The organism is Pseudomonas sp. B37(2017) (genome assembly GCF_002112885.1).
Classification (GTDB): Bacteria; Pseudomonadota; Gammaproteobacteria; order Pseudomonadales; family Pseudomonadaceae; genus Aquipseudomonas; species Aquipseudomonas paraglycinae.
Genome location: NZ_NEIX01000002.1, coordinates 162,278 through 187,917, shown reverse-complemented (window position 1 = coordinate 187,917; position 25,640 = coordinate 162,278). Strand labels below are relative to the sequence as shown.

The window sequence follows — 25,640 nt, the reverse complement described above, 5'->3', positions numbered from 1 at the left end:
AGGGATTTATCCGGGGGTGGGCGCGTAGCGCCGTTTGGCGGAGCCAAACACATCGAGAGGAGGTGCAGCGAAGCAAACCGTAGGCGATGCCCCCGGATGAATCCCGGAACGAAGGAACGCCGAGCCTAAGCGAGGCGCCGAACGCAGGGGCCAAGCCCTTTGGTTACTTTGGGGCGTTTGCCAAAGTGACCCGCCGTAAGGGCGGAACCATAAGCGGCAACACCCACAAAAACGGATATTCACAAAAAACACCCAAAGCATGGTCGGCCCAAAGGCCGCCAATACACAAAAAAAAGGGCAACCGAAGTTGCCCAAAATGCCTTGCGTGCTCATCAAACCCGAAAGAATCAAGGCTTCTTGCGCTTATTCGCATCCTTCCAGATAAAAAATCCAAACCCTGCAAAAAACAGAACCATCAGCCCCACAGTCAGGACCCCGGCAAACACCACGTTATCGAAAAACATGACTGGCCTCCTGGCCCCTGCTCTGCTGCGATGGAGCTAAGTTAACCAATCAGGCAGGCGCAGGAATTGACCGGGATCAATGCCGGTCACCATGGGGAGGGAAGGAAGGGAAATAACTGACCTGCATCAACGGATGCAGGGGAGATCAACGCTTTTTCGGTTTGTTTTTCGGCTTTTTCTTCGGTTTACCCAAAGGCATGGCCTGCTCGAAAGCCTGGCGTACTTCATTCAGGCGCTTCTCGTTGAGGTCATGAACCCGCTTGGCGCGTTCGGTGTTGAGGTCGATCAGCTTGTCGTCTTGGCTCATGGCGTTCGGTGCATCACTTGGACTGAATCACAACTGCCGGATCACCGACAGGACTGCGCCAATAATGCGGCCTGACGCAGGCGCTGACCAGCCACTGACCTAAACGCTCTACAACAATTCATGTACCGCCCACCGGATTTGCCCGCACAATCGGCGCCTCGCCCTGAACCCGAAGGATCTGCGCCGTGCCCCTGCATCAGGATCTGCCACCGCTGATGGCCTTGCGCGCCTTTGAGGCCGTGGCCCGCCATTTGAGTTTCATCAAGGCTGCCGATGAGCTGTCGGTGACCCAAAGCGCGATCAGCCATCAGGTGCACAAACTCGAAGAATTCCTCGATCAGCGACTGTTCGTGCGCCGCACCCGGGCGATCGATCTGACACCCGCCGGCGAACAATACTACCGGCAGATCGAGCCGGCCCTCGCCGCGATCGCCGCCGCCACCCACGACCTGCGCGGCGAGCGCCCCACCACCCTGCGCATCGGTCTGCTCGCCTCTTTCGCCACTTTATGGCTGGCGTCGCGTCTGGCGGATTTCAACGCGAAATACCCGAACATCCATGTCGAACTGCTGCCCGCCGTGCAACTGGCCGATGTCGACGCCGGCGAGGTGGATCTGGCGATCCGCTACGGCAAGGGCGGCTGGCCGAAAGTCCAGGCCCGGCGGTTCATGGTTGAAACCCTGACGCCGGTGTGCAGCCCGGCCTTCAAGGCCAAAGGCGTGAACAACGGGCCGTTGCTGATGGCCAAGTCGCACCAGCCGTTCGAATGGATCGACTGGCAGCAACACAGCGGCATCGATCTGGCTCATGTGCCCAGCGTCATGCTCCACGACTACAACATCGTCGTCGAAGCAGCCGTCGCCGGTCAGGGTATTGCCATGGGTCGCCAGCGAATGATCGAACGGCGGATCAAGGAAGGCGCGCTGGTGCCGGCCTTCGACACGCCGCCAATGCTCGGCGAGATCGGTTATTGGCTGGTCACCCCGCAACGCCCACAAACTCCGGCTGCGCAAAGTTTCTGCGAGTGGCTGGAGGAAACCGCGAACGCATGAGTTTTTTGGATGCGTCGGATTAAATCTATCCGTTTGTCGCCCTTCGCTCGCATCAACATGCTGAAGCCCTCACTCAGGAGGACTTCCCATGACCGATTCCCTCAGCCAACGCGTTCAACAACTCGGCTTGCGCCTGCCCGAACCGAGTCAGCCAATCGCCAATTACGTCAACCATGTGGTCAGCCAGAATCAGTTGTTCATCTCCGGGCAGATTCCATTGCTCGACGGCAAACCTGCGTTCATCGGGCGACTGGGCGAAGCGATCTCCGATGAAGAAGGGGCCAACGCCGCCGAACTGGCTGCCTTGGGCCTGCTCGCCCAGTTGAGCCATGCGCTGGGCGATGACCTGTCGAAACTGGTACGCATCCTGCGCCTCGGGGTTTTCGTGGCCGCCACACCGGACTTCAAGGCTCAGGGCGTCGTCGCCAACGGCGCCTCGAACCTGCTGGTCAACGCCCTCGGCGACAAGGGCCGGCACGTGCGCACCGCGGTCGGTGTGGCGAGCCTGCCGGCCGGCGTCGCGGTGGAAATCGACGCGATCTTCGAGCTCAAACCGTGAACATCGACGACCTCTCGCGCCTGCGCGCCGCCACGCCCGGCTGCGCTCAGGTGGTCCACTTCAACCACGCCGGCGCCTCGTTGCCGAGTCAGGCGACCCTCGACGCGGTGATCGAACAGTTGCAACGCGAAGCGCTCGGCGGGCCGATGGAAGTGGCGAACAACCGGGTACAGGAACGCGCGCGCATCGCGGCCGCCACCTTGTTCAACGCCCAGCCCGAGGACATAGCCTTCGCCAGCAGCGGCTCGGCGGCCTGGAGCCAGGCGTTCAACGCGCTGGGGCCGTGGCAGCCCGGCGAGCGGATTCTGGTGGGGCGCCATGAATGGGCCGGCAATCTGGCGTGCATCGCCGAAGCGGTGAAGGCCGGCGCGCGGCTCGAAGTGATTCCTTGTGACGCCCATGGCGCGGTCGACCCGCAAGCCTTGGCGCAGATGATCGACAGCCAGGTACGCCTGATCGCCCTGACCTGGCTGCCGGCCAACGGCGGCCTGATCAACCCCGCCGCGCAGATCGGCAGTGTGGCGCGGCGCCACGGCATCCCTTATTTCATCGACGCCGGTCAGGCGCTGGGCCAGTTGCCTTGCGATGTTCAAGACTTGCAGTGCGACGTGCTCAAGGGTGCCGGGCGCAAATTCCTGCGCGGGCCGCGCGGCACGGCGCTGATGTACATCCGGCCGCAATTTTTGCAACGGTTGCTCCCCGTGCAACGCGATGTTTTGTCGGCGCCATGGGACGGCAAGCGCTTCACCTTGCGCGACGACGCGTGCCGCTTTGAAACCAGTGAAGTGTCACTGGCACTGCTGGCCGGGCTGGCCAATGCGCTGGAAGAGTACAACCGCCTCGGCGCGATCCCCGTCCGCCGGCGCATCGAACAACTGAGCAGCGGATTGCGCCAACGCCTGAAGGCGATTCCCGGCCTGACGCTGCGGGATCTCGGAACGGCGAATCAACAATCCGGGCTGATCGCCTTCACGCTCGAAGGCTGGGACAGCATGGCGCTCAAGCAGACGTTGGCCGAACGACGAATCAACATCGGCGCCAATGGCGTGGCCTACACGCCGCTGGACATGCAGGCGCGCGGGCTGACGAATATTGCGCGGGTGGCGGTGAGCTACTTGAACACGCAAGAAGAGATCGACGTGTTGCTGGAAAACCTGACGGAGCTGGCCGCCCGGCCTCAGATCTCGATGTCGACCCAAAGCCCCTGACGCGGCTGATCTTCCATCAGCGGCGCCACCGGCACGGTGTTGTCGGCATTCAGTTCGGTGCCGGGCACGGCGAGGTGTGCTTCCGGGTCGTCGTCGGCTTCGCGGCGCCGGCGATCGCGTTCCTGCTGGCGACGCTGCTCTTCGCGCAGCAGATAGCCGTCCTCTTCCGGATCGCGCTTTTGCAGGTCGATGGTGCTTTCGTTGGAGCTTTCCTGCACCGGCACCACAGGGGGAATGTCCGGTCGCTGGCGGATCGGATCCTGCTGGGAGGTGATCGGCACGGCGCTCAGGGGGAGCATCGGTGGCAGCATATGAAGGGTCTCCTGTCAGCAGGTTATCGGCGGCGCCAGGGGTGCCTTGAGCCATCGGTCGCAAACTTGTGACCGGTTTGGCACTCAAGGGTGCCGCAACATCCCGTAAAACCGATGCATGACCTAATCTTCCCTGCAATTGGCCGATTGCGGTTAAAAGCCGGGCCGAGGCTCCTTATCCTTTGGCCTCGGGCCCTCATTCCGTTAAGATAGCCCGCTTTTTCAAGGTGGGAGTCAGGCAGCATGGCGCAGCAGTATCAACCGGGGCAACGCTGGATCAGTGACAGCGAAGCAGAGCTTGGTTTAGGCACCGTTCTGGCACAGGACGGCCGCTTGTTGACCGTGCTTTACCCGGCCACTGGCGAGACTCGCCAGTACGCGCTACGGAATGCGCCCCTCACCCGCGTGCGGTTCTCGCCCGGCGATTCGATCACGCACTTCGAAGGCTGGAAGATGACTGTCCAGCAAGTCGACGACGTCGACGGCCTGATGGTCTACCACGGCCTCAACGCGCAGAACGAAGCGGTCACCCTGCCGGAAACCCAGCTGTCGAACTTCATTCAGTTCCGTCTGGCCAGCGACCGTCTGTTCGCCGGCCAGATCGACCCGCTGGCCTGGTTCTCCCTGCGTTATCACACCCTGGAACACACCAGCCGCCAGTTGCAGTCTTCGCTCTGGGGCCTGGGTGGCGTGCGCGCACAACCGATCGCCCACCAGTTGCACATTGCCCGTGAAGTCGCCGACCGCATCGCGCCGCGCGTATTGCTGGCGGACGAAGTAGGTCTGGGCAAGACCATCGAAGCCGGCCTGGTGATCCATCGCCAGTTGCTGTCGGGCCGCGCCAACCGCGTGCTGATCCTCGTACCGGAAAACCTCCAGCACCAGTGGCTGGTGGAAATGCGCCGCCGTTTCAACCTGCAGGTCGCGCTGTTCGACGAAGAACGCTTCATCGAAAGCGATGCCACCAACCCGTTCGAAGACACTCAGCTGGCCCTGGTGGCGCTGGAGTGGCTGGTCGACGATGAGAAGGCACAGGACGCCCTGTTCGCTGCCGGCTGGGACCTGATGGTGGTCGACGAAGCCCACCACCTGGTGTGGCACGAAGAGAAAGTCAGCCCGGAATACTCGCTGGTTGAACAGCTGGCCGAAGTCATTCCCGGCGTGCTGCTGCTCACTGCCACCCCGGAACAACTCGGCCAGGACAGCCACTTCGCCCGTCTGCGCCTGCTCGATCCGAACCGTTTCCATGACCTGGCCGCCTTCCGCGCCGAGAGCGAAAACTATCGCCCGGTGGCCGAAGCCGTTCAGGAGCTGCTGGACAAGGGTCGCCTGTCGCCGGCCGCGCACAAGACCATCCACGGTTTCCTCGGCAACGAAGGTGAAGCCCTGCTGACCGCCGTCAACGATGGCGACACCGAAGCCAGCGCCCGCCTCGTGCGTGAACTGCTCGACCGCCACGGCACCGGCCGCGTGCTGTTCCGTAACACCCGCGCCGCCGTGCAGGGTTTCCCGGAGCGCAAACTGCACCCGTACCCGCTGCCGTGCCCGGACGAATACCTCGAACTGCCGCTGGGCGAACACGCCGAGCTGTACCCGGAAGTCAGCTTCCAGGCCCAGCCGGACGCCAGCGAAGAAGAACGCTGGTGGAAATTCGACCCGCGCGTCGAGTGGCTGATCGACCAGCTGAAAATGCTCAAGCGCACCAAAGTGCTGGTGATCTGCGCCCATGCCGAAACCGCGATGGACCTGGAAGACGCTCTGCGAGTGCGCTCCGGCATCCCGGCCACGGTGTTCCACGAAGGCATGAACATCCTCGAGCGTGACCGCGCCGCCGCCTACTTCGCCGACGAAGAGTTTGGCGCGCAGGTACTGATCTGCTCGGAAATCGGCAGTGAAGGTCGCAACTTCCAGTTCGCTCACCACCTGGTGCTGTTCGATCTGCCGTCGCACCCGGACCTGCTGGAACAACGGATCGGTCGTCTCGACCGGATCGGCCAGAAACACATCATCGAACTGCACGTGCCGTACCTGGAAACCAGCCCGCAAGAGCGCCTGTTCCAGTGGTACCACGAAGCGCTGAACGCGTTCCTCAACACCTGCCCGACCGGCAACGCCTTGCAGCATCAGTTCGGCCCGCGCCTGCTGCCGCTGCTTGAAGAAGCCGACGACGGCGAGTGGCAAGCGCTGATCGACGAGGCGCGCACCGAGCGCGAGCGTCTGGAAGCCGAGCTGCACACCGGTCGTGACCGCCTGCTGGAGCTCAATTCCGGTGGCGCCGGCGAAGGTGAAGCGCTGGTCGAGGACATCCTCGAACAGGACGATCAGTTCGCCCTGCCGATCTACATGGAAACCCTGTTCGACGCGTTCGGCATCGACAGCGAAGACCATTCGGAAAACGCCCTGATCCTCAAGCCGAGCGAGAAGATGCTCGACGCCAGCTTCCCGCTGGGCGACGACGAAGGCGTGACCATCACCTACGACCGCAACCAGGCGCTGTCGCGCGAAGACATGCAGTTCATCACTTGGGAACACCCGATGGTGCAGGGCGGCATGGATCTGGTGCTGTCCGGTTCGATGGGCAACACCGCCGTCGCGCTGATCAAGAACAAGGCGCTCAAGCCGGGCACCGTGCTGCTGGAACTGCTCTACGTCAGCGAAGTGGTTGCCCCGCGTTCGCTGCAATTGGGCCGTTACCTGCCGCCGGCCGCCCTGCGCTGCCTGCTCGACGCCAACGGCAACGACCTGTCATCGCGCGTGGCGTTCGAGACCTTGAACGATCAACTGGAAAGCGTGCCACGCGCCAGCGCCAACAAGTTCATCCAGGCCCAGCGCGATCAGCTGACGCCACGGATCAACGCCGGTGAAGACAAGGTCACCCCGCGCCACGCCGAGCGCGTGGCCGAGGCCCGCCGCCGTCTGGCAGCCGACACCGACGAAGAACTGGCACGCCTGACCGCGTTGCAGGCAGTCAACCCGACCGTGCGCGACAGCGAACTGGACGCCCTGCGCAAGCAGCGTGAACAGGGTCTGGCGATGCTCGACAAGGCCGCGCTGCGACTGGAAGCGATCCGGGTGCTGGTAGCGGGCTAAACCGCCCTGCTCCATCGCCAAAAATGAAAAGGCCCGCAGCGATGCGGGCCTTTTTGTTTGCCTGTCCGATCAAGCGGTAACGGCCTGACTCTGCGGCTCAACCACCGCCACCAGCCCCTCCTTCATCCGCTTCGCATCCCGCACAAAACAGCGCGAGGCGAGGAACAGGAACACCATGGTCAGGAACAACGCCACCGGAATCAGGTACATCGCATCATGCAGGCCGACGGCCTTGAACGCTTCGGTCATCTGCTCGGCGCCCGCCGAGACCATCGCCGACTTGGCGAAGTGATCCGACAAACCACCAACTACCACCGGCCCCAGACCGCCGCCGAGCAAATACAAACCGGCAAAGAACAGCGCCATCGCCGTGGCCCGCAGGCGCGGCTCGACCACGTCCTGAATCGCCGTGTACACGCAGGTGTAGAAGTTGTAGGCGAACAGCCAGCCAACGCTGAACACTGCGACAAACACCCCGATCTCGATGCGCCCGGCATGCAGCGCCCACGCCGTGCACAGGGTCGAGATGATCAGGCTGAACGCGGCAAACAGCAGTCGCCCGTTGGCCACCCGCTGGTGAATCTTGTCGGCGATCCAGCCACCGAGGGTCAGACCGATCAGCCCGGTCACACCGACGATCACCCCGGTCGCCACCGCCGCTTCCTGCAACGGCATCAGGAAATAACGCTGCAGCATCGGCACCAGGAACGAGTTGCAGGCATAGGTCGCAAAGTTGAAGCACAGCCCGGCCATCACCAGCCACAGGAAGGTCGGCACGGCGAGGACGCGGCGAATCGGCCTGTCGACTTTCTCCTGGGACACCTGCACGGTTTCCGCCGCGCCGCGCTTGGGTTCCTTGATGAAGAACATGAACACCGCCAGCACCAGCCCCGGCACGGCGGCGATGAAGAACGGCGCGCGCCAGCTGTCGAACGCCTTGACCATCCAGCCGATGGTGAAGAAGGCCAGCAGCAGCCCCAGCGGCAGGCCGAGCATGAAAATGCCCATGGCCCGGGCCCGGCGGTGAGCGGGGAACAGGTCGCCGATCAGCGAGTTGGCGGCGGGCGCGTAACTGGCTTCACCGATGCCGATGCCCATGCGCACCAGCAGGAAACTCCAGAAACTGCCGACCAGACCGTTGACCGCCGTCAGCGCGCTCCAGGTCGCCAGGCCCCAGCCCATCAGTTTGCTGCGCGAACCAGTGTCGGCCATGCGCCCCAGTGGTAAGCCGGCAATCGCGTAGACCAGGGTGAACGCCGTGCCGACGATCCCCAACTGAAAGTCGCTGAGGTGCCATTCCATGCGGATCGGTTCGATGATGATCGCCGGAATGGTGCGGTCGAAGAAGTTGAACAGGTTGGCGAGGAACAGCAGGAACAGAATGCGCCAGGCATTCGCCGCTTGGGTCGAGTTCTGCATGGGTCCGTCTCTTTATTGTTATTAGGGCTTCACTGCCAACGCATCCGAGCCCGGAACCTGCAATCTAGTCACGCTCGTCGGGGCTGTCTGTGATCATTCGTCAGCCTGATGACGGGCCATGGCCGTGTAACGAAACGTAAGCCCTTGAAATGCTTCGAATCCCCCTAAAACCGGGGGTTTTGCGGAAAAATCCGGCAATGAAAAAATACTTTCTCGCCCCCCCTTCCCAACGCCGTGGCAAAGCCTAGAATGGCCGCCGGATCCGTCCGGATCCTGCCGATCAATCCCTTTGATACCCCCGCCCATGTCCGAAGTCAGTCCGTGTCTGAATTGCGGTGCCTGCTGTTCCCATTTTCGTGTTTCTTTTTTCTGGGGTGAATGCGCATCCTCCGGCGGGACCGTGCCCGATGAACTGGTCACCCAGATCACGCCCAGCCGGGTCGCGATGATCGGCACCGACCGCAAGGCGCCGCGCTGCACCGCGCTGGAGGGCGAGGTCGGAAAATCGGTGGCTTGCACGATCTACGAGAAGCGTTCCAGCCCCTGCCGCGAGTTCGAGGCGTCGTGGGAAAACGGCGAACAGAACACCGACTGCGACAAGGCGCGGGCACGTTTCGGCCTGCCGCCGCTGCAACCGCACTGGAACGAAGTCGCCTGAGTTCAGGCGTTTCAACGCTTAGCGCCAAACGCTATGACGCTCATGCCAAAATCATTAGCGCCAATGTGCCACTACCGCTTGCACGCCAAAAACCGCCTCTATACTGCAAACATTCGCCTGCGTTGATGACGCAGTAAGGACGTACTCAGAGACGGGGCATGCTATGGAGTGGCTTGGTTTGCAATTTGTTGCCGAGCAGCCGGAGAGCGGGCAGGTCATCCTCAATTGCACACACAATCCCCTGCTGGTGCTGGTGGCTTACCTGGTCGCCTGCGCCGCGAGTTTCGCTACCCTCGATATGGCCGAACGGGTCGCCCACGCTGAAGAACCCGGTTCGCAGCGACTGTGGCGCTGGATCGGCGCAACCTGCCTGGCCGGCGGCATCTGGGCCATGCACTTCATCAGCATGCTGGCGTTCCAGGCGCCGATCGACATTCAGTACGACCTGCCCGTGACCCTGTTTTCCCTGGTGATCGCGTTACTGGCGTCCTGGCTGGCCATGCACACCCTCAGCCATCCGCAGCCGAGTCTGCTGCAATACCTCAAGACCGCCATCGTCATCGGCCTGGGCATCGCCGGCATGCACTACGTCGGCATGGCCGCCATCGAATCCGCCGCCACGGCTTATTACGACCCGACCCTGTTCGTGTCATCGATCGTGATCGCCATCGGCGCCAGCTTCGCCGCACTGTGGGTCGCCGGTTATCTGCGCGAAGGCAGCGGCCTGCACATCCAGATGCTCAAATACCTGGCCGCGGTGATTCTCGGCGCCGGCATCCTCAGCATGCATTTCACCGGCATGGCAGCGCTGCAACTGGTGCTGCCCGAGGGGCAATTGCCGACATTGGCGTCGCAAACCGGTCACTTGCAGCTGGGCCTCACCGTCGCGCTGATCACGCTGCTGATTCTTGGCAGCGCCATCAGCGCCGCCTTGGCCGACAAGAAACTGCAAAACAAGGAACACGATCTGCGCCGGGTCAACGCCCTGCTCAGCCAACTCGATCAGGCGCGCATGTCGCTGCAGCACGTGGCCAACTACGACGCCCTGACCAACCTGATCAACCGGCGCGGTTTCAATCAGATCTTCGCCGAAAAACTCAGCCAGAAAACCAGCGAAGGCGGGATGCTGGCGGTGATGTTTCTCGACATCGACCACTTCAAGCGCATCAACGACAGCCTCGGCCATGACGCCGGCGACGAACTGCTCAAGGTCATCGCCCAGCACATCAAGGGTTCGGTGCGCAGCCATGAAGATGTGGTCGCGCGGTTCGGCGGCGACGAGTTCTGCATCCTCATCGGCCTGCGCGACCGCGAGGAAGCGCGCAACCTGGCCCAGCGCATCATGCTCAAGATGAAAGAGCCGATCGAACTGGCCGGACGACGCATGGTGATGACCACCAGCATCGGCATCAGCCTGTTCCCCGAGGACGGCTCCACTTGCGATGAACTGCTCAAACACGCGGATCTGGCGCTGTACCAATCCAAGGGTGCAGGGCGCAACGGCGTGCACTTCTTCGATTCCAACCTGAAGAACCGCGCCAGCCTCGAACTGCAACTGGAGGAAGAACTGCGCCACGCCCTGCGTCAAGAGAACGGTCTGCTGCTGTATTACCAGCCGATCTTCGAACTCAAGACCGGCAAGGTCACCAAGCTCGAAGCGCTGATCCGCTGGCAGCACCCGGTGCACGGCCTGCTCACCCCGGACCGATTCATCGCCATCGCCGAAAACAACGGGCTGATTGCCGAGCTCGACAACTGGGTCCTGCGCAAAGCCTGTGAAGACCTCGGCGAACTGTCGCGCCATGGCTGTGAAGAACTGAAGATTGCCTGGAACTGCTCACCGCTGAATCTGGCCCGGGAAGAACTGGCCAATGAAATCGAGCAGGCCCTGCGCAGCGCCGGGGTCGCCCCGGAACGGCTGGAACTGGAAGTCACCGAAAACGCCTTGATGGGCAACATCGCCAACACCCTGGTGCTGCTGCGGCAGATCCGTGCCCTCGGCGTGTCACTGTCGATCGATGACTTCGGCACCGGTTATTCGTCGCTCGCCTATCTCAAGCGCCTGCCGCTCAACACCCTGAAAGTCGACCGCTCGTTCATCCTCGACATTCCCAAGGCCACCGCCGACATGGAGATCGTCCAGGCGATCATCGTCATGGCGCACACCCTGCATTTGCAGGTGGTCACCGAAGGCGTCGAAAGCCTGGAGCAATACGAATTCCTGGAGCGCTCGGGCTGCGACTTCATTCAGGGTTACCTGCTCAGCCGCCCGGTACCACTGGCCGAACTGCGCCCGGTGCTGGAGGAAATCAACCAGCGCAAACACGCGCACACGCTCAATCCGTTGAGTCTGGCGCGCGGTACATTTGCACCAGTGTCGCTGGATCCTTCTGCAAAAAGCCTTGTGCCCCATGCAGGCGCATCAGTTGTGCGGCCAATCCGCTGATCGGCGTGGCCGAACCGGTTTCCCGGGAAAACTTCACTGCGGTATCCAGATCCTTCAGCAGCGTGCGCACGTGCCACTTCACCGGCTCGAAACGGCTTTCGGCCATTTGCGGGGCGAGGATCTGCAACGGTCTGGAATCGGCAAAACCACCGGCCAGCGCTTCGGCGATCAGACTGGCATCGACCCCGGCCTGCTCGGCCAGCGCCACTACCTCGGCGATCACCAAGGCATTGCAGGCGACGATCATCTGATTGCAGGCCTTGGTCACCTGACCGGCGCCGACGCCGCCCATGTGCGTGACGCGCTGCCCGAGTTCGAGCAATACCGGTCGCACGCGATCAAGGTCCGCTGCATCACCGCCGACCATGATCGCCAGACTACCGGCTTCGGCCCCGACTACCCCGCCGGACACCGGCGAATCGAGCCAGGCCATGCCTTTCTTGTCGGCCAGCTCGGCCGCCATTTCACGGGTGGCCGTCGGTTCGAGGCTGGAAAAATCCACCAGCAACTGACCGGGTTTCGCCCCTTCGGCCACGCCGGCCGGGCCGAACACCACCTCGCGCACCACCGCCGTGTCCGCCAGGCACAGCATCACAACGTCAGCCTGTGCACAGAGTTCAGCGGGGGTCGCCACCTGCCGGGCGCCAGCCTCGACCAGCGGCGCGCACTTGGCCGGGTTGCGATTCCATACGGTCAGCGGATAACCGGCGGCCAGCAGACGGCGGCACATCGGCAGGCCCATCAGGCCGATTCCGGCAAACCCCAACGAAGGTCGCGTTGACATCATTTAGCCTCCTTTTGATTAAAGATCGCCGAATAATGGCCGATTCATCATCGATCAGGAAAGGATTCCCCCGCGCGGCACTCAGGCAAAGTCCCTGACGCACGGGCAAAACACGCGCAGAAAAAAGACGCGAGATTCCCATTCCGTGAGGCTCGACGACAGCGGTCGTTGATCCAACCAGTCCAGGTATATGGCGCACAATGACTTCTAAAAACAATCCGGCCACTGCGGTATCCGATCTGACTCTGAGCCCTGCGGCGAACAGCCCTGCCCCGATGAAGCCATTGCCACCCTCGCGCCCGCTGGGCACCCAGCAATACCTGTACTTCACCGAAACCAATACCGACCGCATCCTCGACAACCTCGATGGCCTGCGTGACCTGGTGTTCCCGCGCCCGCCGCACCTGGAAGGCGACAACGAACAGCACAACGACCAGGAATTCCCGTCGGTGTGCCTGATCGGCCTCGGTCGCTGCGGCTCCAACATCGCCCTCGACGTGGCGGAGCTGGTGTACAACGCGCGCAAGTTCTACCTCAACGAATTCAACAATGAGGATCGCCCTTCGAGCGATCGTCGCTTGGCCGACAAGGGCTACAGCCCGGCCCAGTGGATCAAGACCAACCTGCGGATCGGCCCGAACAAGGGCAGCAAACCGGTGTTTCTGGTGGAACCGCTGGTGATGCTCGGCGACCTCGACAAGGACATCGCCGGCCGTATCCGTTTCTCGCGCAAGGGCGAGAAAAGCGGTTTCCTGCGCGACTACAGCAAGATGAAGATCATGGACTTGTCCGAAGTCCACGCCGGTGGCGCCGGTAACGCGCCGATCCTCGGCCAGTACCTGGCGAAGATCATCCTCAACAAGGACACCCAGCGTTTCTCCAGCCCTGACTGGAAAATGATCCACTCGTACCTGATCGACAGCTGCGGCATCAAGGCCAACCAGTCGCGGCTGTATTTCTCGATCTTCAGTGCCGGCGGCGGTACCGGTTCGGGCATGGCTTCGGAATTCGGTCTGGCCCAGCAGCACTCGTACATGAACAAGACGTTCGACACCAAGCCGATGGACGAACATGACGGCAAGAGCGGTCATTCGTTCGTGTTCGAACCGATCTTCACCAGCGGCATCTGCGTGCTGCCGAACATTTCCGACCACCGCAGCGAAATGTCCGAGGCGCTGCACATCAACGCCGGTCGCCTGCTGTGCAAATACCTCTCGGAAGAATGGGATTTCTCGTACAACTTCGCCAACGAAGACAGCAGCGAAGCCAGCGTCATGGGCCGTATCCGCCCATGGAACGCGATGATGCTGATCTCCAACGACATCATGCGTTACGCCGAAGAGAGCGATGACGGCAACATCCAGAACATTGATGTCAATGCGATGGAAAAGCACGCCAACCAGTACATCTCGCAGCAGATCTTCAACATTCTGACGGCCCAGGCGGTCACGACCGACTACGACCAGAACTATTTCCGTCGCGCCGGCATCGACATCGGCGAGACCATTCGCCTGGACGCCAACGACCTGTTCATGAGTCTGGCCGGCCCGGTGGCGATTGCCTACGCCGAATCCGTGGTGCCGGAAACCCCGCCGCCGAGCAGCGACAAGTTCAAGGTGTTCGACAAAGAGCCGCAGCGCCTGAACATCGACGACCTGTTCTTCCGTTCGATCGACCTGCCGCACTTCAACAAGGTGACCCAGGCCATCGAAGGCATCAGCCTGCTGCCGATCGAGTCCAAGCGCTATCGCGCGTCGCTGGAGCAGTACAAGAACTCCGGCTACGACGCGGCCGCGCTGCATGACCTGCACTTCTTCAAGAACTGCTCGTCGGTGGTCTCGATCGTTTCGCTGCCAAAAGACTACAAGCTGTCGTACATGGACCTGAACCGGTTGAAGACCCACCTCAACAGCCTGTTCCCCAACACCACGCTCAAGCGCTATGCGCTGGTGATCGGCGCCTCGGCCAACCTGTCGCTGACCACCCTGATCGCCAAGAGCCCGTGCCTGTCGGACGACTTCCTGACGCTGATCGTGGCGTTCATCAAGCGTTGCTTCGCCAAGACCCCGTACCGTTTCGACGAGACCCTGGACAACTCGATCCTCGACTTCATCATCAACGAAGAATTCGACGAAGACCGCATCGACGACCTGCTCAACGAATTCGAGAACCCGGCGAAGATCCTCGATACCAACTGGTACGCGATCAAGCCGATGTACGAGAAGAAGTACCGCGAGCTGATCAACGACAAAGAGAAGTTTGTCTCGATCAACGACATTCGCCTGTCGCGCGATTGCGTGAAGAAGTCAATCAAGTACCTGCGCGAGATCTACCGTCACCGGATCGGCAAGACCAAAGTCATCTCGCTGAATAACCATACTGGCAAGTCTTACTCGGTCTGACACCAGACCGAGGCGCCCCCATCGCGAGCAGGCTCGCTCCCACAATGGAATGCATTTCCTGTGGGAGCGGGCTTGCTCGCGAAGAGGCCCGCTAATTCACTGAAGATTTCAGCCTTTCCAACATCCCGAAACAATTAAGCAGCCGTCAGGCTGCTCAATAAACTGTGCCCGTTACGTTTACGTCACCGTTATGCCACCCCCGCCTGTGGCATTTCTCTACGGCAATCGGCCATCACGCTACTCCGCTACACACTTTTCGCCGGCCGGCACTCGCACCAACAAGGTGCAACCCGTCAGGCCGCTGCCCTTTCCTGGACCAGGATCCATGGCCGGACCACCACCGCCCACATCTCTGGATCACGCTCGAAAATATCCAGCGCCCGCGTTTCAGACAGCTTGGCGACCTTGTCTTCGGCCAGCCAGGCAGCGACTTTCTCGCCTTGATCCGACGCCACGGCCTCGGCGACCGCGATCAAATCCAGGCTGGCGTCGACCCACAATAGGGCACCCTGGGCGTAGAAGCGCTCCAGCTCTTTCCAGGTAATAGATGCGGTTTCACCAAGCAGCTTGGCATAGAGGGTGCTAGGTTCTTGATTCATGGGACTGTCCGGAAAAGAAATCGGCGCGAATGATAACGTCGGTGGTCCGGCAGAAAAACCCGGTTGCAAAAGGCCGTACCGAACGAAAAGAGCAGGAACGCCAAGGAATGCTGATGATTGGGGTATAAGCCCTCTGAACGTCCCGCCGCAATTCTGTCTTTTTCTTTCATTTAAGCGACACCCTCAGGTTTTGCCCCCTGGCGCCAGCTTCCCAGGCCAACAACCGGCGCTCTACACTGTACCGGTACAGTTGCCGGGGGCTTTTCCGGAGGGTATCGCCTAGATATCTGTCCCGGTTCTGCTGCTACGGCGTCAGGACTCTAAAAAAATACAACAGTAAGAGTGGAGCACTATGACTAAGGCTACTAAGCAGATTTCCAAACTGTTTGCCGCTATGGTTCTGGCCGGGGTTGCCAGCCATTCGTTCGCAGCTGACACCATCAAGATCGGTATTGCCGGCCCTAAAACCGGTCCAGTAGCCCAGTACGGCGACATGCAGTTCAGTGGCGCGAAAATGGCCATCGAGCAGATCAACGCCAAAGGCGGCGTCGACGGCAAGAAGCTTGAAGCCGTTGAATACGATGACGCGTGCGATCCTAAACAAGCGGTAGCGGTTGCGAACAAGGTCGTCAACGACGGCGTCAAGTTCGTGGTCGGTCACCTGTGCTCCAGCTCCACCCAGCCTGCTTCGGACATCTACGAAGACGAAGGCGTGATCATGATCACCCCGGCTGCCACCAGCCCGGACATCACCGCTCGTGGTTACAAAATGATCTTCCGTACTATCGGTCTGGACAGCGCCCAGGGCCCTGCCGCCGGTAACTACATCGCCGATCACGTGAAGCCGAAAATCGTCGGCGTGCTGCACGACAAGCAGCAGTACGGTGAAGGCATCGCCACCGCCGTCAAATCCACTCTCGAGAAGAAAGGCACCAAGGTTGCCGTGTTCGAAGGTATCAACGCCGGCGACAAGGACTTCTCCGCGATCATCGCCAAGCTCAAGCAAGCCAACGTCGACTTCGTCTACTACGGCGGCTACCACCCGGAGCTGGGTCTGATCCTGCGTCAAGCCCAGGAAAAAGGCCTGAAAGCCAAGTTCATGGGTCCGGAAGGCGTGGGTAACGACTCGATCACCCAGATCGCCAAGAGCGCTGCCGAAGGCCTGCTGGTGACCCTGCCGAAATCCTTCGACCAGGATCCGGCCAACGTGGCCCTGGCCGATGCATTCAAGGCCAAGAAAGAAGACCCGAGCGGTCCGTTCGTGTTCCCGTCCTACTCGGCAGTTGAAGTAATTGCCGAAGGTATCAAGGCTGCCAAGTCCGAAGATGCTGCCAAGGTGGCTGAAGCCATCCACAAAGGCACCTTCAAGACGCCTACCGGTGACCTGAGCTTCGACGACAAGGGCGACCTGAAGGACTTCAAATTCGTGGTTTACGAATGGCACGAAGGCAAACCTAAAACCGAAGTGTCGCCTCAGTAAGGCCCTGCCTGACTGACTGCCAATAAAGCCCACGGCGTGCCGTGGGCTTTGTTTTACGAATGTATTGGGCCGCGCTGGCGTGATCCGCCAGTCTCCCCACCTGAAAATCTCAAAACCGTCATCAGCGGTTCGCTGGCAAAACCCGGATTCGAAGTGGATAAAGATCCACGGGACCGGGCGGGAAAATGACTCCACCAGTGAAATGCGTATCAGGTTTTTAGGAGCGCTGTAATGCCTGACATCTATCACTTCTTCCAACAGCTGGTTAACGGCTTGAACGTTGGCAGCATGTATGCCCTGATCGCCATCGGCTACACGATGGTCTACGGCATCATTGGAATGATCAACTTCGCCCACGGCGAGGTGTACATGATCGGTTCCTACGTGGCGTTCATCGCCATCGCCGGGCTGACCATGATGGGACTCGAAAGCGTCCCGCTGTTGATGACCGTGGCGTTCATCGCCAGCATCGTCGTCACCAGTTCCTACGGATACAGCATCGAACGCATTGCCTACCGCCCGTTGCGCGGCAGCAACCGTCTGATCCCGCTGATTTCCGCGATCGGTATGTCGATCTTCCTGCAGAACACCGTTCTGCTGGCGCAAGACTCCAAGGACAAAGCAATCCCCAACCTGATTCCGGGCAACTTCGCCTTCGGCCCAGGTGGCGCACATGAAGTGCTGATTTCCTACATGCAAATCGTGGTGTTCGTGGTGACCCTGATCGCCATGCTCGGCCTCACGCTGTTCATCTCCCGCTCTCGCCTGGGCCGCGCCTGCCGCGCCTGCGCCGAAGACATCAAGATGGCCAACCTGCTGGGCATCAACACCAACAACATCATCGCCCTGACCTTCGTCATCGGTGCTGCGCTGGCCGCCGTCGCGGCCGTGCTGCTGAGCATGCAATACGGCGTGATCAACCCGAACGCCGGTTTCCTCGTCGGCCTCAAGGCCTTCACCGCCGCGGTACTGGGCGGGATCGGCAGCATCCCCGGCGCCATGCTCGGCGGGCTGGTGCTCGGGGTCGCGGAAGCCTTTGGCGCCGATATCTTCGGCGACCAGTACAAGGACGTCGTGGCTTTCGGCTTGTTGGTTCTGGTGCTGTTGTTCCGTCCGACCGGCATTCTGGGCCGTCCGGAGGTTGAGAAAGTATGACTAGGAATCTTAAACAGGCGCTGTTCAGCGCCTTGCTGGTCTGGGCCGTGGCCTATCCGGTACTGGGTCTGAAACTGACCATCGTCGGCATCAACCTGGAAGTGCACAACACCAGCCCGGCCATTCTGGCGACCATCGCCATCTGCTCGGTGCTGATGTTCCTGCGGGTGCTGTTCAACCAGCAGATCAGCAAGGCGTGGCGGTCTTCGCCGGGCATGCCGCTGATCCCGGCCAAGGCCAGCAACTTCCTGACCCTGCCGACCACCCAGCGCTACTTCATCATCGCGCTGATCATCGGTGCGCTGGTGTGGCCGTTCTTCGGCTCCCGTGGCGCGGTGGACATCGCGACGCTGATCCTGATCTACGTGATGCTCGGCCTGGGCCTGAACATCGTGGTCGGTCTGGCCGGTCTGCTCGACCTGGGTTACGTCGGCTTCTACGCCGTCGGCGCCTACAGCTACGCGCTGCTGTCGCACTACTACGGCCTGAGCTTCTGGATCTGCCTGCCGATTGCCGGCCTGATGGCGGCGACGTTCGGCTTCCTGCTCGGCTTCCCGGTGTTGCGTCTGCGCGGCGACTACCTGGCGATCGTGACCCTGGGCTTCGGGGAAATCATCCGCCTGTTCCTGCGTAACCTGACCGACATCACCGGCGGCCCGAACGGCATCAGCAACATCGAGAAACCGACGTTCTTCGGCCTGACCTTCGAACGTAAAGCCGCAGAAGGGATGCAAACCTTCCACGAATATTTCGGCCTGCAGTACAACTCGATCAACAAGGTGATCTTCCTCTACCTGGTTGCCCTGTTGCTGGCGCTGGCGGCGCTGTTCGTGATCAACCGCCTGCTGCGCATGCCGATCGGCCGTGCGTGGGAAGCGCTGCGTGAAGACGAAATCGCCTGCCGTGCGCTGGGCCTCAACCCGACCGTGATCAAGCTCTCAGCGTTCACCCTCGGCGCGGCATTTGCCGGTTTCGCCGGCAGCTTCTTCGCCGCCCGTCAGGGTCTGGTGACGCCGGAGTCGTTCACCTTCATCGAGTCGGCGATCATCCTCGCCATCGTGGTGCTGGGTGGCATGGGCTCGCAGCTGGGCGTGATTCTCGCGGCCGTGGTGATGATCCTGCTGCCGGAAATGATGCGTGAGTTCAGTGAGTACCGCATGTTGATGTTCGGCGCCCTGATGGTGCTGATGATGATCTGGCGACCTCAAGGTCTGCTGCCCATGCAACGTCCTCACATGGAGCTGCGCAAATGAGCCGCGAGATCCTGAAAGTCGAAAATCTGAGCATGCGCTTCGGCGGCCTGCTGGCGGTCAACGGCGTGGCCCTGACCGTGAAGGAAAAACAGGTGGTGGCACTGATCGGGCCGAACGGCGCCGGCAAGACCACCGTGTTCAACTGCCTGACCGGTTTTTACCAGCCATCGGGCGGCAGCATCCTGCTGGACGGCGAGCCGATTCACGGCCTGCCGGGCCACAAGATCGCCCTCAAAGGCGTGGTGCGCACCTTCCAGAACGTGCGGTTGTTCAAGGACATGACGGCGGTCGAGAACCTGTTGATCGCCCAGCACCGTCACCTGAACACCAACTTCCTGTCCGGCCTGTTCAAGACCCCGGCGTTTCGCAAGAGCGAGCGCGAGGCCATGGAGTTCGCCGAGTACTGGCTGGAAAAGGTCAACCTGAAAGAGTTCGCCAACCGCCCCGCCGGCACCCTGGCCTACGGTCAGCAACGTCGCCTGGAAATCGCCCGCTGCATGATGACCCGTCCGCGGATCCTCATGCTCGACGAACCGGCCGCCGGCCTGAACCCGAAGGAAACCGAAGACCTCAAGGCGCTGATCAGCGTGCTGCGTGAAGAGCACAACGTGACCGTGCTGCTGATCGAACACGACATGAAACTGGTCATGAGCATTTCCGACCACATCGTCGTGATCAACCAGGGCACGCCTCTGGCCGACGGCACGCCGGAACAGATCCGCGACAATCCTGAAGTGATCAAAGCCTACCTGGGGGAAGCGTAAATGCTGCAGTTCGAAAACGTTTCCACCTTCTACGGCAAGATCCAGGCCCTGCACAGCGTCAACGTCGAAGTCCGCCAGGGCGAGATCGTGACTCTGATCGGCGCCAACGGTGCCGGCAAGTCCACGCTGCTGATGACGCTGTGCGGTTCGCCGCAGGCCCACAGCGGCAGCATCCGCTACATGGGTGAGGAACTGGTCGGCCAGGACTCGTCGCAGATCATGCGCAAGAGCATCGCCGTAGTGCCGGAAGGTCGTCGGGTGTTTGCCCGTCTGACCGTCGAAGAAAACCTGTCCATGGGCGGATTCTTCACCGACAAGGGCGACTATCAGGAACAGATGGACAAGGTTCTCGGACTTTTCCCACGCCTGAAAGAACGCTTCAACCAGCGCGGCGGCACCATGTCCGGCGGCGAACAGCAAATGCTCGCCATCGGCCGCGCGCTGATGAGCAAGCCGAAACTGCTGTTGCTCGACGAACCGTCGCTGGGCCTGGCACCGATCATCATCCAGCAGATCTTCGACATCATCGAACAGCTGCGCAAGGACGGTGTGACGGTGTTCCTGGTCGAGCAGAACGCCAACCAGGCGCTGAAAATCGCTGACCGTGCGTACGTTCTTGAGAACGGCCGGGTGGTGATGCAAGGCACCGGCGAAGCGCTGCTGACCGACCCGAAAGTGCGCGAGGCATACCTCGGCGGTTGATGGATCGCTTCAAACAAAAAACGGCCTCTGGGCCGTTTTTTTGTGCCCGGCAAAAAAACTTTATTGATCGCTGTAACGCATCGCCGAGTCGTTTCTCTAGTGGAGCAAGCAAGCGCAATCGCTTGTTCAAACCCAAGTTCAAACCGGAGAAACATCATGACTGCTACTACCCGCACCCTGTCCGCCACCGCCCTGGTTCTGGCCCTCGGTTCTGCTCTGAGCATCGCTGCCGTCTCCACCGCCCACGCCGCTGACGACAACATGGAAAAATGCTTCGGCGTGGCCATGAAAGGCAAGAACGATTGCGCCGCAGGCGCGGGCACCACCTGTGCCGGCACCGCGAAAATGGATCATCAGGCCAACGCCTGGAAACTGGTTCCAAAAGGCACCTGCGCCACCACCGAAAGCAAAACCTCGCCGACCGGTTTCGGTCAGCTCGAAGCGTTCAAAGCCAAGTCCTGATCCGGGAGCCGCCCGAGTGTCGATCATGATCACATCCTGCGACCATGCCTTGCGCCGCACTCGGGCAGCCCTCTCCGGGCTCCCGTCCCGTGCCGGGCTGGGGCTCAAGAGCGAGCACTTCAGCGAAGTGCTCGATTCACGTCCGGACATCGGTTTCTTCGAAGTCCACGCCGAAAACTACATGGTGGCCGGCGGCCCGTTTCATCATTTTCTGGGATTGATTCGCGAGGCGTATCCGCTGTCGCTGCATGGCGTCGGGCTGTCCATCGGTGCCGAAGGCCCGCTGGATGTCCAGCACCTCAAACGCCTGGCGGCGCTGATCGAGCGCTATCAACCGCACTCCTTTTCCGAACACCTGGCCTGGTCGAGCCACGGCCCGGTGTTTCTCAATGACTTGCTGCCCCTGGCGTACGACAAGCCGACGCTGAACCGCGTCTGCGACCACATCGATCAGGTGCAAAACACCCTCAAGCGTCCGATGTTGCTGGAAAACCCGGCAACCTACCTGGCGTTCCAGCGCTCGACCATCGACGAAGCCGATTTCATCCGTGAAGTCATCCGGCGCACTGGCTGCGGTCTGTTGCTGGACGTGAACAATGTCTACGTCTCGTGCATCAACCATCAGCGCGATCCCCTGGCTTATCTCGACGCACTGCCGCTGCACGCGGTGGGCGAGATTCATCTGGCCGGGTTTGCCGAAGACTCCGACAGCCTCGGTGATCGCTTGCTGATCGACGATCACGGCGCGCCGATCGATCAAGCGGTCTGGTCGTTGTACCGGCAAGCGCTGGAACGCGTCGGCCCGGTGGCGACGCTGATCGAACGGGACAATCAGGTGCCGGCCTTCAACGTGCTGTTGACGGAAGCGCAGCAGGCCGATGAGCTGTTGCTGTGCGCGGGAGGTCGGCCGTGAGCACTCAAGCCGCGTTCAGCGCAGCGTTGCTCGATACCGACCTGCCCTGCCCCGACGGTTTGTGCAGTGCAAACGGTGCCGACCCGGCCAGCCGTTTCGCGGTGTACCGCAACAACGTGCAGGGTTCGCTGATCAATGCATTGGCCGACAGTTATCCCGTGGTCATGCAGTTGGTGGGGGACGAATTCTTCCGAGCCATGGCCGGCATTTTCGTGCACAGCCATCCGCCACACAGTCCGTTGATGAGCGACTACGGCAGCGGGCTGGCGGACTTCATCAGCGGCTTCGAACCTGCTGCGAGCGTTCCCTATCTGGCCGATGTCGCGAGCCTGGAACGCTTGCGCACGCTGGCCTATCACGCTGCCGATGCGTTGCCTGTGAGTCAGGAGCGGATTGCTGCTGTATTCGCAGATGCCGATGCGCTCAACGAACTGCGCATCGGCCTGCACCCTTCGCTGCATCTGCTCGATTCAAGCTTCGCCGTAGTGGACATCTGGGCCGCGCATCAGCACGACGCGACGCTGGCCGGGATCGATCTGCATAACGCCCAACACGCGTTGATCCTGCGCAATGGACTGGAAGTCGAGGTGTTCACCGTGGATCGCGGCGCCAGCCAGTTCATTCGCCAGCTCAAGGCCGGCCAGTCACTCACGCAGGCGCTGGAATCCGCTGGGACCTTCGACCTCAGCCAGACCCTCGCCCTGCTGATCAGTCGCCAAGTCATTACTCATTTGCACCCAAAGGTGTCGTCATGAACAGCCTCGTTGCCCGCGCCATCGCGCTGCTGGAAAAAATCCCTCACAGCCTGATCGCCTTCATCGCGCGATTTTCCATCGCCGCAGTGTTCTGGAAATCCGGGCAGATCAAGGTCGAAGGGCTGGCCGTCGACCTGATCGATGGCACCTTCGAGCTCGGCTGGCCGCGTCTGGCGGACTCGACGATTCCGCTGTTCAAGAGCGAGTACCACGTGCCGCTGCTGTCGCCGGAAATCGCCGCGCATCTGGCGGCGTTTGCCGAGCACTTCTTCCCGATCCTGATTCTGATTGGCTTCGCTACGCGTTTTTCGGCGCTGGCCTTGCTGGGCATGACCCTGACCATTCAGCTGTTCGTGTATCCGGATGCCTACCCGACCCACGGCACCTGGATGGCGGTGCTGCTGTACCTGATGGCGACCGGGCCGGGCAAAGTGTCGATCGATCACCTGATCGCCCGGCACTACAACCGGTCCAGCGCCTCGCCACTGAGTTTGAACCAGCCAATCAGGTAGTCCGCCAGCACCTGGGTACGTTTCGGTAGACCGCCCTGATACGGATGCACCAGGTACATCGGCATGCGCCGGGTCTGAAAATCCCGAAGGAGCCAGCGCAATCGGCCGTCAGCCAATTCCGCCTGCAATAGATAGGACGGCAGGCGAGCGATCCCGGCGCCGGCCAATGCGGCTTTCTTCAGCAGGTTGTAATGATTGCTGGCGAACGGTCCCGACACCCGCACCCGCAGCAGCTCGTGCTGCTGGTGATAAAGCCATTCCTCGCGACCGCTGTAGTGACTGTTGAGCAGGCAACGGTGTTCGGCCAATGCTTGCGGCGTCAGCGGTTCGCCAAAGCGCTCCAGATATTCAGGACTGGCACAGGTCATTTCCTGCCAGGCCAGCAGGGGCTTGGCCACCAGTCGCTCGTCATTGGCGACCTCGGTGCGGATCGCCAGATCGAAGCCGTCGCGGGACAGGTCGCGGTAGCTGTTGTTCAGCTCCAGTTCGATCTGCACCTCGGGGTATTTCTGCGAAAAGTCCAGCAGCAGGCCGTCGAAGAAAGTTTCCCCCAGCGACACCGGAACCGTCATACGCACCGGGCCGGCCATGTCGTCCTTCAATCGCGCCAATGCCTGACGCGCTCTTTCAACCTGGACTACAAGCGCCTGAGCCTGTGGCAACAACGCCGCACCGGCCGCCGTCAGGCTCAACCGACGCGTCGTGCGTTGCAGCAACACCATGGAAAACCGTGCCTCCAGCTGGCTGATGCGCTTGGACAACTGCCCCTTGCTGCAGCCCAATTGTTGCGCCGCCAGGGTAAAACTGCCGGCTTCGATCAAGACCGCGAACGCTGCCAGATCATCCATCTCGCTCATGGATTGTTTCCATTTGAAAACCAAAGGTTGCCCATTAGTGCGCTTATCCGCAGAAAAAACCACTCTAGACTGAAACCTCGTTCAATCACTTGAGGCAATCACGATGAAAATTCTGTTGATCGGCGCGGGCGGTACCATCGGTTCGGCCGTGGACAAAGAGCTGTCGCAGCGTCATGAAGTCATTCGTATCGGTCGCAGCAGCGGCGATTTCCAGGTGGATATCAGCGACAGCGCATCGATCCGCAAGCTGTTCGAACAGACCGGCAAGTTCGACGCACTGGTCTGCGCCGCTGGCAACGTGACCTTCGCCCCGCTGGGTGAAATGACCGAAGACAGCTTCGCCCTCGGCCTGAAAGACAAGTTGATGGGCCAGGTCAATCTGCTGCTGATCGGCCGTGAATTCGCCAACGACGGCGCATCGTTCACCTTCACCACCGGGGTGCTCAGCCACGATCCGATCCGCAGCGGCGCCTCGGCTGCACTGGTCAACGGCGCGCTCGACAGCTTCGTTCGAGCCGCCGCCATCGAGCTGCCACGCGGCCTGCGCGTGAACTCGATCAGCCCGACCGTGCTGGTCGAAGCCATGGGCAGCTACGCCCCGTACTTCCGTGGCTACAAGCCGGTTCCTGCGGCGGATGTGGCATTGGCCTACGCCAAAAGTGTCGAAGGCTTGCAGACAGGTCAGACATTTCACGTGGGCTAAACCCTTGTGATGAACGGTCAGCCTGCGTAACGTGGCGACACTTGTCTGGAGAGCCAAAGATGCGTGTTGCCCGTTCCCTGATCGTTGTTGCCCTGCTCCCGTTGTTTGCCGCGTGCCAGTTGTTCGATGGCGCGCGGGAAAGCGCCTCCCACGTCGGCCAGACGCGGATGCAGGGGCAACTGACCGCTGCCGACGGCAAACTGGTGTTCCAGGCCTGCGGCGAGCAGCGTCAATACGTGGTCAACGACATCGGCGGCACCAGCGTCCTGCAAGAGGCCGCCACCCTGGCCGATCAGCAGGGCAAGCTGTTCGCCGACGTGCGCGGGAAGATCGCCGGCGACCGCCTCGACCTGACCCAGCTTTATCGCGTCGAACGCTCCGGCACCGCCTGCGACGATCCCAACTTCAAACAGCTGATCCTGCGCGCCGCCGGCCATGGCCCGGAATGGAATGTAAAAGTCAGCGGCAAGGGCCTGGTCATCGACCGCGAAGGCCAGCCACCGCTCGCCGTGCCCTATGTCGAAGAGCAACTGGGCGACGGCCGTTTCAACCTCAGCAGCGAAGCCAACAACCAGCGCATCGAGCTGTGGGTGGCGCCGCAGCGCTGCATCGACAGCAGCACTGGCAGCGTGCAGCACATGAGCGCCGAGTTGCGTATCGACGGCAAGGTGCAGCGTGGTTGCGGGTATTTCGGCGGTTCGCGTAACGACTGATCGTTTTACCCTCACGGGATCCGGCCGTTGCGGCTTATAATCGCCGCCTTCAAACGCCCTGGCGCAGTTGTG

At 61.3% G+C, this 25,640-nt stretch carries 25 protein-coding genes; 18 read left to right on the top strand and 7 right to left on the bottom strand.

Annotated features, from left to right (window positions below; all coding sequences use genetic code 11):
- Nucleotides 1-347: 347 nt before the first annotated feature.
- Together ccoM and CAF90_RS29540 are read right to left on the bottom strand one after the other, a co-directional pair.
- Nucleotides 348-464: a cytochrome c oxidase subunit CcoM gene (gene ccoM, locus CAF90_RS29800; protein ID WP_007959205.1), complete on the bottom strand. Its 117-nt coding sequence runs from the start codon at nt 462-464 to the stop codon at nt 348-350.
- A gap of 145 nt (nt 465-609) precedes the next feature.
- A complete protein-coding gene (locus CAF90_RS29540; protein WP_007959203.1) occupies nt 610-771 on the bottom strand; it encodes a hypothetical protein in 162 nt (53 codons plus the stop codon).
- A 185-nt stretch (nt 772-956) separates the two neighbouring features.
- Here CAF90_RS29540 and CAF90_RS07390 point away from each other — a divergent pair, with 185 nt between their 5' ends.
- The 3 genes from CAF90_RS07390 (at nt 957) to CAF90_RS07380 (ending at nt 3,590) form a co-directional block, all read left to right on the top strand.
- Nucleotides 957-1,823, top strand: coding sequence for a LysR substrate-binding domain-containing protein (locus tag CAF90_RS07390; RefSeq protein WP_085605394.1), 867 nt, complete (start codon nt 957-959; stop codon nt 1,821-1,823).
- An 88-nt stretch (nt 1,824-1,911) separates the two neighbouring features.
- Nucleotides 1,912-2,382, top strand: coding sequence for a RidA family protein (locus CAF90_RS07385; RefSeq protein ID WP_074691428.1), 471 nt, complete (start codon nt 1,912-1,914; stop codon nt 2,380-2,382).
- Complete coding sequence (locus CAF90_RS07380) at nt 2,379-3,590, top strand: aminotransferase class V-fold PLP-dependent enzyme (protein ID WP_085605392.1); 1,212 nt, start codon at nt 2,379-2,381, stop codon at nt 3,588-3,590. Before CAF90_RS07385 ends, CAF90_RS07380 begins: the two co-directional genes overlap by 4 nt.
- On the opposite strand, the gene CAF90_RS07375 is transcribed toward CAF90_RS07380, so the two are convergent.
- On the bottom strand, nt 3,560-3,901 hold the full coding sequence (locus CAF90_RS07375) for a hypothetical protein (protein ID WP_007959194.1): 342 nt from the start codon (nt 3,899-3,901) through the stop codon (nt 3,560-3,562). The two genes, CAF90_RS07380 and CAF90_RS07375, sit on opposite strands and share 31 nt — an antisense overlap.
- A 243-nt stretch (nt 3,902-4,144) precedes the next feature.
- Here CAF90_RS07375 and rapA point away from each other — a divergent pair, with 243 nt between their 5' ends.
- Nucleotides 4,145-6,991: an RNA polymerase-associated protein RapA gene (gene rapA / locus CAF90_RS07370; RefSeq protein ID WP_085605390.1), complete on the top strand. Its 2,847-nt coding sequence runs from the start codon at nt 4,145-4,147 to the stop codon at nt 6,989-6,991.
- A gap of 69 nt (nt 6,992-7,060) precedes the next feature.
- Here the strand turns inward: rapA and CAF90_RS07365 are convergent, their stop codons facing one another.
- Nucleotides 7,061-8,410 (bottom strand): MFS transporter, encoded by a 1,350-nt coding sequence (locus tag CAF90_RS07365; protein ID WP_085605388.1) that lies wholly within the window; start codon nt 8,408-8,410, stop codon nt 7,061-7,063.
- Between the two features lie 304 nt (nt 8,411-8,714).
- On the opposite strand from CAF90_RS07365, the gene CAF90_RS07360 reads away from it, so the two are divergent.
- Together CAF90_RS07360 and CAF90_RS07355 are read left to right on the top strand one after the other, a co-directional pair.
- On the top strand, nt 8,715-9,068 hold the full coding sequence (locus CAF90_RS07360; RefSeq protein WP_085605386.1) for a YkgJ family cysteine cluster protein: 354 nt from the start codon (nt 8,715-8,717) through the stop codon (nt 9,066-9,068).
- A gap of 163 nt (nt 9,069-9,231) precedes the next feature.
- Nucleotides 9,232-11,514: a bifunctional diguanylate cyclase/phosphodiesterase gene (locus tag CAF90_RS07355; RefSeq protein ID WP_085605384.1), complete on the top strand. Its 2,283-nt coding sequence runs from the start codon at nt 9,232-9,234 to the stop codon at nt 11,512-11,514.
- Here the strand turns inward: CAF90_RS07355 and CAF90_RS07350 are convergent.
- The gene (locus tag CAF90_RS07350) at nt 11,405-12,301 is read right to left on the bottom strand and encodes an NAD(P)-dependent oxidoreductase (protein ID WP_170929362.1); all 897 of its coding nucleotides are present in this window, start codon (nt 12,299-12,301) and stop codon (nt 11,405-11,407) included. The two genes, CAF90_RS07355 and CAF90_RS07350, sit on opposite strands and share 110 nt — an antisense overlap.
- Nucleotides 12,302-12,498: 197 nt before the next feature.
- Between CAF90_RS07350 and CAF90_RS07345 the strand changes: the two genes are divergently transcribed.
- Entirely contained in the window at nt 12,499-14,700 is a 2,202-nt protein-coding gene (locus CAF90_RS07345; RefSeq protein WP_085605382.1) for a hypothetical protein, read from the top strand.
- 293 nt (nt 14,701-14,993) lie between these two features.
- Here the strand turns inward: CAF90_RS07345 and CAF90_RS07340 are convergent, their stop codons facing one another.
- Nucleotides 14,994-15,299: a DUF2288 domain-containing protein gene (locus CAF90_RS07340; RefSeq protein WP_007959169.1), complete on the bottom strand. Its 306-nt coding sequence runs from the start codon at nt 15,297-15,299 to the stop codon at nt 14,994-14,996.
- A gap of 352 nt (nt 15,300-15,651) precedes the next feature.
- Here CAF90_RS07340 and CAF90_RS07330 point away from each other — a divergent pair, with 352 nt between their 5' ends.
- The 9 genes from CAF90_RS07330 to CAF90_RS07285 all read left to right on the top strand — a co-directional run bounded on the left by CAF90_RS07330 (nt 15,652) and on the right by CAF90_RS07285 (nt 23,295).
- Nucleotides 15,652-16,779 (top strand): branched-chain amino acid ABC transporter substrate-binding protein, encoded by a 1,128-nt coding sequence (locus CAF90_RS07330; RefSeq protein WP_085605380.1) that lies wholly within the window; start codon nt 15,652-15,654, stop codon nt 16,777-16,779.
- 231 nt (nt 16,780-17,010) lie between these two features.
- Complete coding sequence (livH, locus tag CAF90_RS07320) at nt 17,011-17,934, top strand: high-affinity branched-chain amino acid ABC transporter permease LivH (RefSeq protein WP_007959165.1); 924 nt, start codon at nt 17,011-17,013, stop codon at nt 17,932-17,934.
- A complete protein-coding gene (locus tag CAF90_RS07315) occupies nt 17,931-19,187 on the top strand; it encodes a high-affinity branched-chain amino acid ABC transporter permease LivM (protein WP_085605378.1) in 1,257 nt (418 codons plus the stop codon). The genes livH and CAF90_RS07315 overlap by 4 nt, the downstream gene beginning before the upstream one ends.
- Nucleotides 19,184-19,951 carry a high-affinity branched-chain amino acid ABC transporter ATP-binding protein LivG gene (gene livG / locus CAF90_RS07310; RefSeq protein ID WP_007959160.1) on the top strand — a complete coding sequence of 256 codons (768 nt, stop codon included), beginning with the start codon at nt 19,184-19,186 and terminating at the stop codon, nt 19,949-19,951. The genes CAF90_RS07315 and livG overlap by 4 nt, the downstream gene beginning before the upstream one ends.
- Nucleotides 19,952-20,653, top strand: coding sequence for an ABC transporter ATP-binding protein (locus CAF90_RS07305; RefSeq protein WP_003222380.1), 702 nt, complete (start codon nt 19,952-19,954; stop codon nt 20,651-20,653).
- Nucleotides 20,654-20,809: 156 nt separating this feature from the next.
- Nucleotides 20,810-21,115, top strand: coding sequence for a DUF2282 domain-containing protein (locus CAF90_RS07300; protein ID WP_007959157.1), 306 nt, complete (start codon nt 20,810-20,812; stop codon nt 21,113-21,115).
- A 25-nt stretch (nt 21,116-21,140) separates the two neighbouring features.
- Nucleotides 21,141-22,028: a DUF692 domain-containing protein gene (locus CAF90_RS07295; RefSeq protein ID WP_085605862.1), complete on the top strand. Its 888-nt coding sequence runs from the start codon at nt 21,141-21,143 to the stop codon at nt 22,026-22,028.
- Nucleotides 22,025-22,783, top strand: a complete 759-nt coding sequence (locus CAF90_RS07290; protein ID WP_085605376.1) for a DUF2063 domain-containing protein — start codon at nt 22,025-22,027, stop codon at nt 22,781-22,783. Before CAF90_RS07295 ends, CAF90_RS07290 begins: the two co-directional genes overlap by 4 nt.
- Complete coding sequence (locus CAF90_RS07285) at nt 22,780-23,295, top strand: DoxX family protein (protein ID WP_085605374.1); 516 nt, start codon at nt 22,780-22,782, stop codon at nt 23,293-23,295. Before CAF90_RS07290 ends, CAF90_RS07285 begins: the two co-directional genes overlap by 4 nt.
- On the opposite strand, the gene CAF90_RS07280 is transcribed toward CAF90_RS07285, so the two are convergent.
- Nucleotides 23,244-24,152, bottom strand: a complete 909-nt coding sequence (locus tag CAF90_RS07280; RefSeq protein ID WP_085605372.1) for a LysR family transcriptional regulator — start codon at nt 24,150-24,152, stop codon at nt 23,244-23,246. The genes CAF90_RS07285 and CAF90_RS07280 overlap by 52 nt on opposite strands.
- Nucleotides 24,153-24,255: 103 nt before the next feature.
- Here CAF90_RS07280 and CAF90_RS07275 point away from each other — a divergent pair, with 103 nt between their 5' ends.
- Entirely contained in the window at nt 24,256-24,855 is a 600-nt protein-coding gene (locus CAF90_RS07275; protein ID WP_007959150.1) for a short chain dehydrogenase, read from the top strand.
- A gap of 59 nt (nt 24,856-24,914) precedes the next feature.
- Nucleotides 24,915-25,568, top strand: coding sequence for a COG3650 family protein (locus CAF90_RS07270; RefSeq protein ID WP_085605370.1), 654 nt, complete (start codon nt 24,915-24,917; stop codon nt 25,566-25,568).
- Nucleotides 25,569-25,640: the final 72 nt, after the last annotated feature.

Bases quoted from the DNA above. Each gene is read 5' to 3' on its own strand.
- CAF90_RS07385 (WP_074691428.1), top strand. From the start codon at position 1,912: ATGACCGATTCCCTCAGCCAACGCGTTCAACAACTCGGCTTGCGCCTG.
- CAF90_RS07275 (WP_007959150.1), top strand. From the start codon at position 24,256: ATGAAAATTCTGTTGATCGGCGCGGGCGGTACCATCGGTTCGGCCGTG.
- CAF90_RS07285 (WP_085605374.1), top strand. From the start codon at position 22,780: ATGAACAGCCTCGTTGCCCGCGCCATCGCGCTGCTGGAAAAAATCCCT.
- CAF90_RS07345 (WP_085605382.1), top strand. From the start codon at position 12,499: ATGACTTCTAAAAACAATCCGGCCACTGCGGTATCCGATCTGACTCTG.
- CAF90_RS07350 (WP_170929362.1), bottom strand. From the start codon at position 12,301: ATGATGTCAACGCGACCTTCGTTGGGGTTTGCCGGAATCGGCCTGATG.
- CAF90_RS07375 (WP_007959194.1), bottom strand. From the start codon at position 3,901: ATGCTGCCACCGATGCTCCCCCTGAGCGCCGTGCCGATCACCTCCCAG.
- CAF90_RS07300 (WP_007959157.1), top strand. From the start codon at position 20,810: ATGACTGCTACTACCCGCACCCTGTCCGCCACCGCCCTGGTTCTGGCC.
- CAF90_RS07280 (WP_085605372.1), bottom strand. From the start codon at position 24,152: ATGAGCGAGATGGATGATCTGGCAGCGTTCGCGGTCTTGATCGAAGCC.
- CAF90_RS07295 (WP_085605862.1), top strand. From the start codon at position 21,141: ATGATCACATCCTGCGACCATGCCTTGCGCCGCACTCGGGCAGCCCTC.
- CAF90_RS07315 (WP_085605378.1), top strand. From the start codon at position 17,931: ATGACTAGGAATCTTAAACAGGCGCTGTTCAGCGCCTTGCTGGTCTGG.
- CAF90_RS07330 (WP_085605380.1), top strand. From the start codon at position 15,652: ATGACTAAGGCTACTAAGCAGATTTCCAAACTGTTTGCCGCTATGGTT.
- CAF90_RS07355 (WP_085605384.1), top strand. From the start codon at position 9,232: ATGGAGTGGCTTGGTTTGCAATTTGTTGCCGAGCAGCCGGAGAGCGGG.
- livG (WP_007959160.1), top strand. From the start codon at position 19,184: ATGAGCCGCGAGATCCTGAAAGTCGAAAATCTGAGCATGCGCTTCGGC.
- CAF90_RS07360 (WP_085605386.1), top strand. From the start codon at position 8,715: ATGTCCGAAGTCAGTCCGTGTCTGAATTGCGGTGCCTGCTGTTCCCAT.
- livH (WP_007959165.1), top strand. From the start codon at position 17,011: ATGCCTGACATCTATCACTTCTTCCAACAGCTGGTTAACGGCTTGAAC.
- CAF90_RS07340 (WP_007959169.1), bottom strand. From the start codon at position 15,299: ATGAATCAAGAACCTAGCACCCTCTATGCCAAGCTGCTTGGTGAAACC.
- CAF90_RS29540 (WP_007959203.1), bottom strand. From the start codon at position 771: ATGAGCCAAGACGACAAGCTGATCGACCTCAACACCGAACGCGCCAAG.
- CAF90_RS07365 (WP_085605388.1), bottom strand. From the start codon at position 8,410: ATGCAGAACTCGACCCAAGCGGCGAATGCCTGGCGCATTCTGTTCCTG.
- rapA (WP_085605390.1), top strand. From the start codon at position 4,145: ATGGCGCAGCAGTATCAACCGGGGCAACGCTGGATCAGTGACAGCGAA.
- CAF90_RS07305 (WP_003222380.1), top strand. From the start codon at position 19,952: ATGCTGCAGTTCGAAAACGTTTCCACCTTCTACGGCAAGATCCAGGCC.
- CAF90_RS07270 (WP_085605370.1), top strand. From the start codon at position 24,915: ATGCGTGTTGCCCGTTCCCTGATCGTTGTTGCCCTGCTCCCGTTGTTT.
- ccoM (WP_007959205.1), bottom strand. From the start codon at position 464: ATGTTTTTCGATAACGTGGTGTTTGCCGGGGTCCTGACTGTGGGGCTG.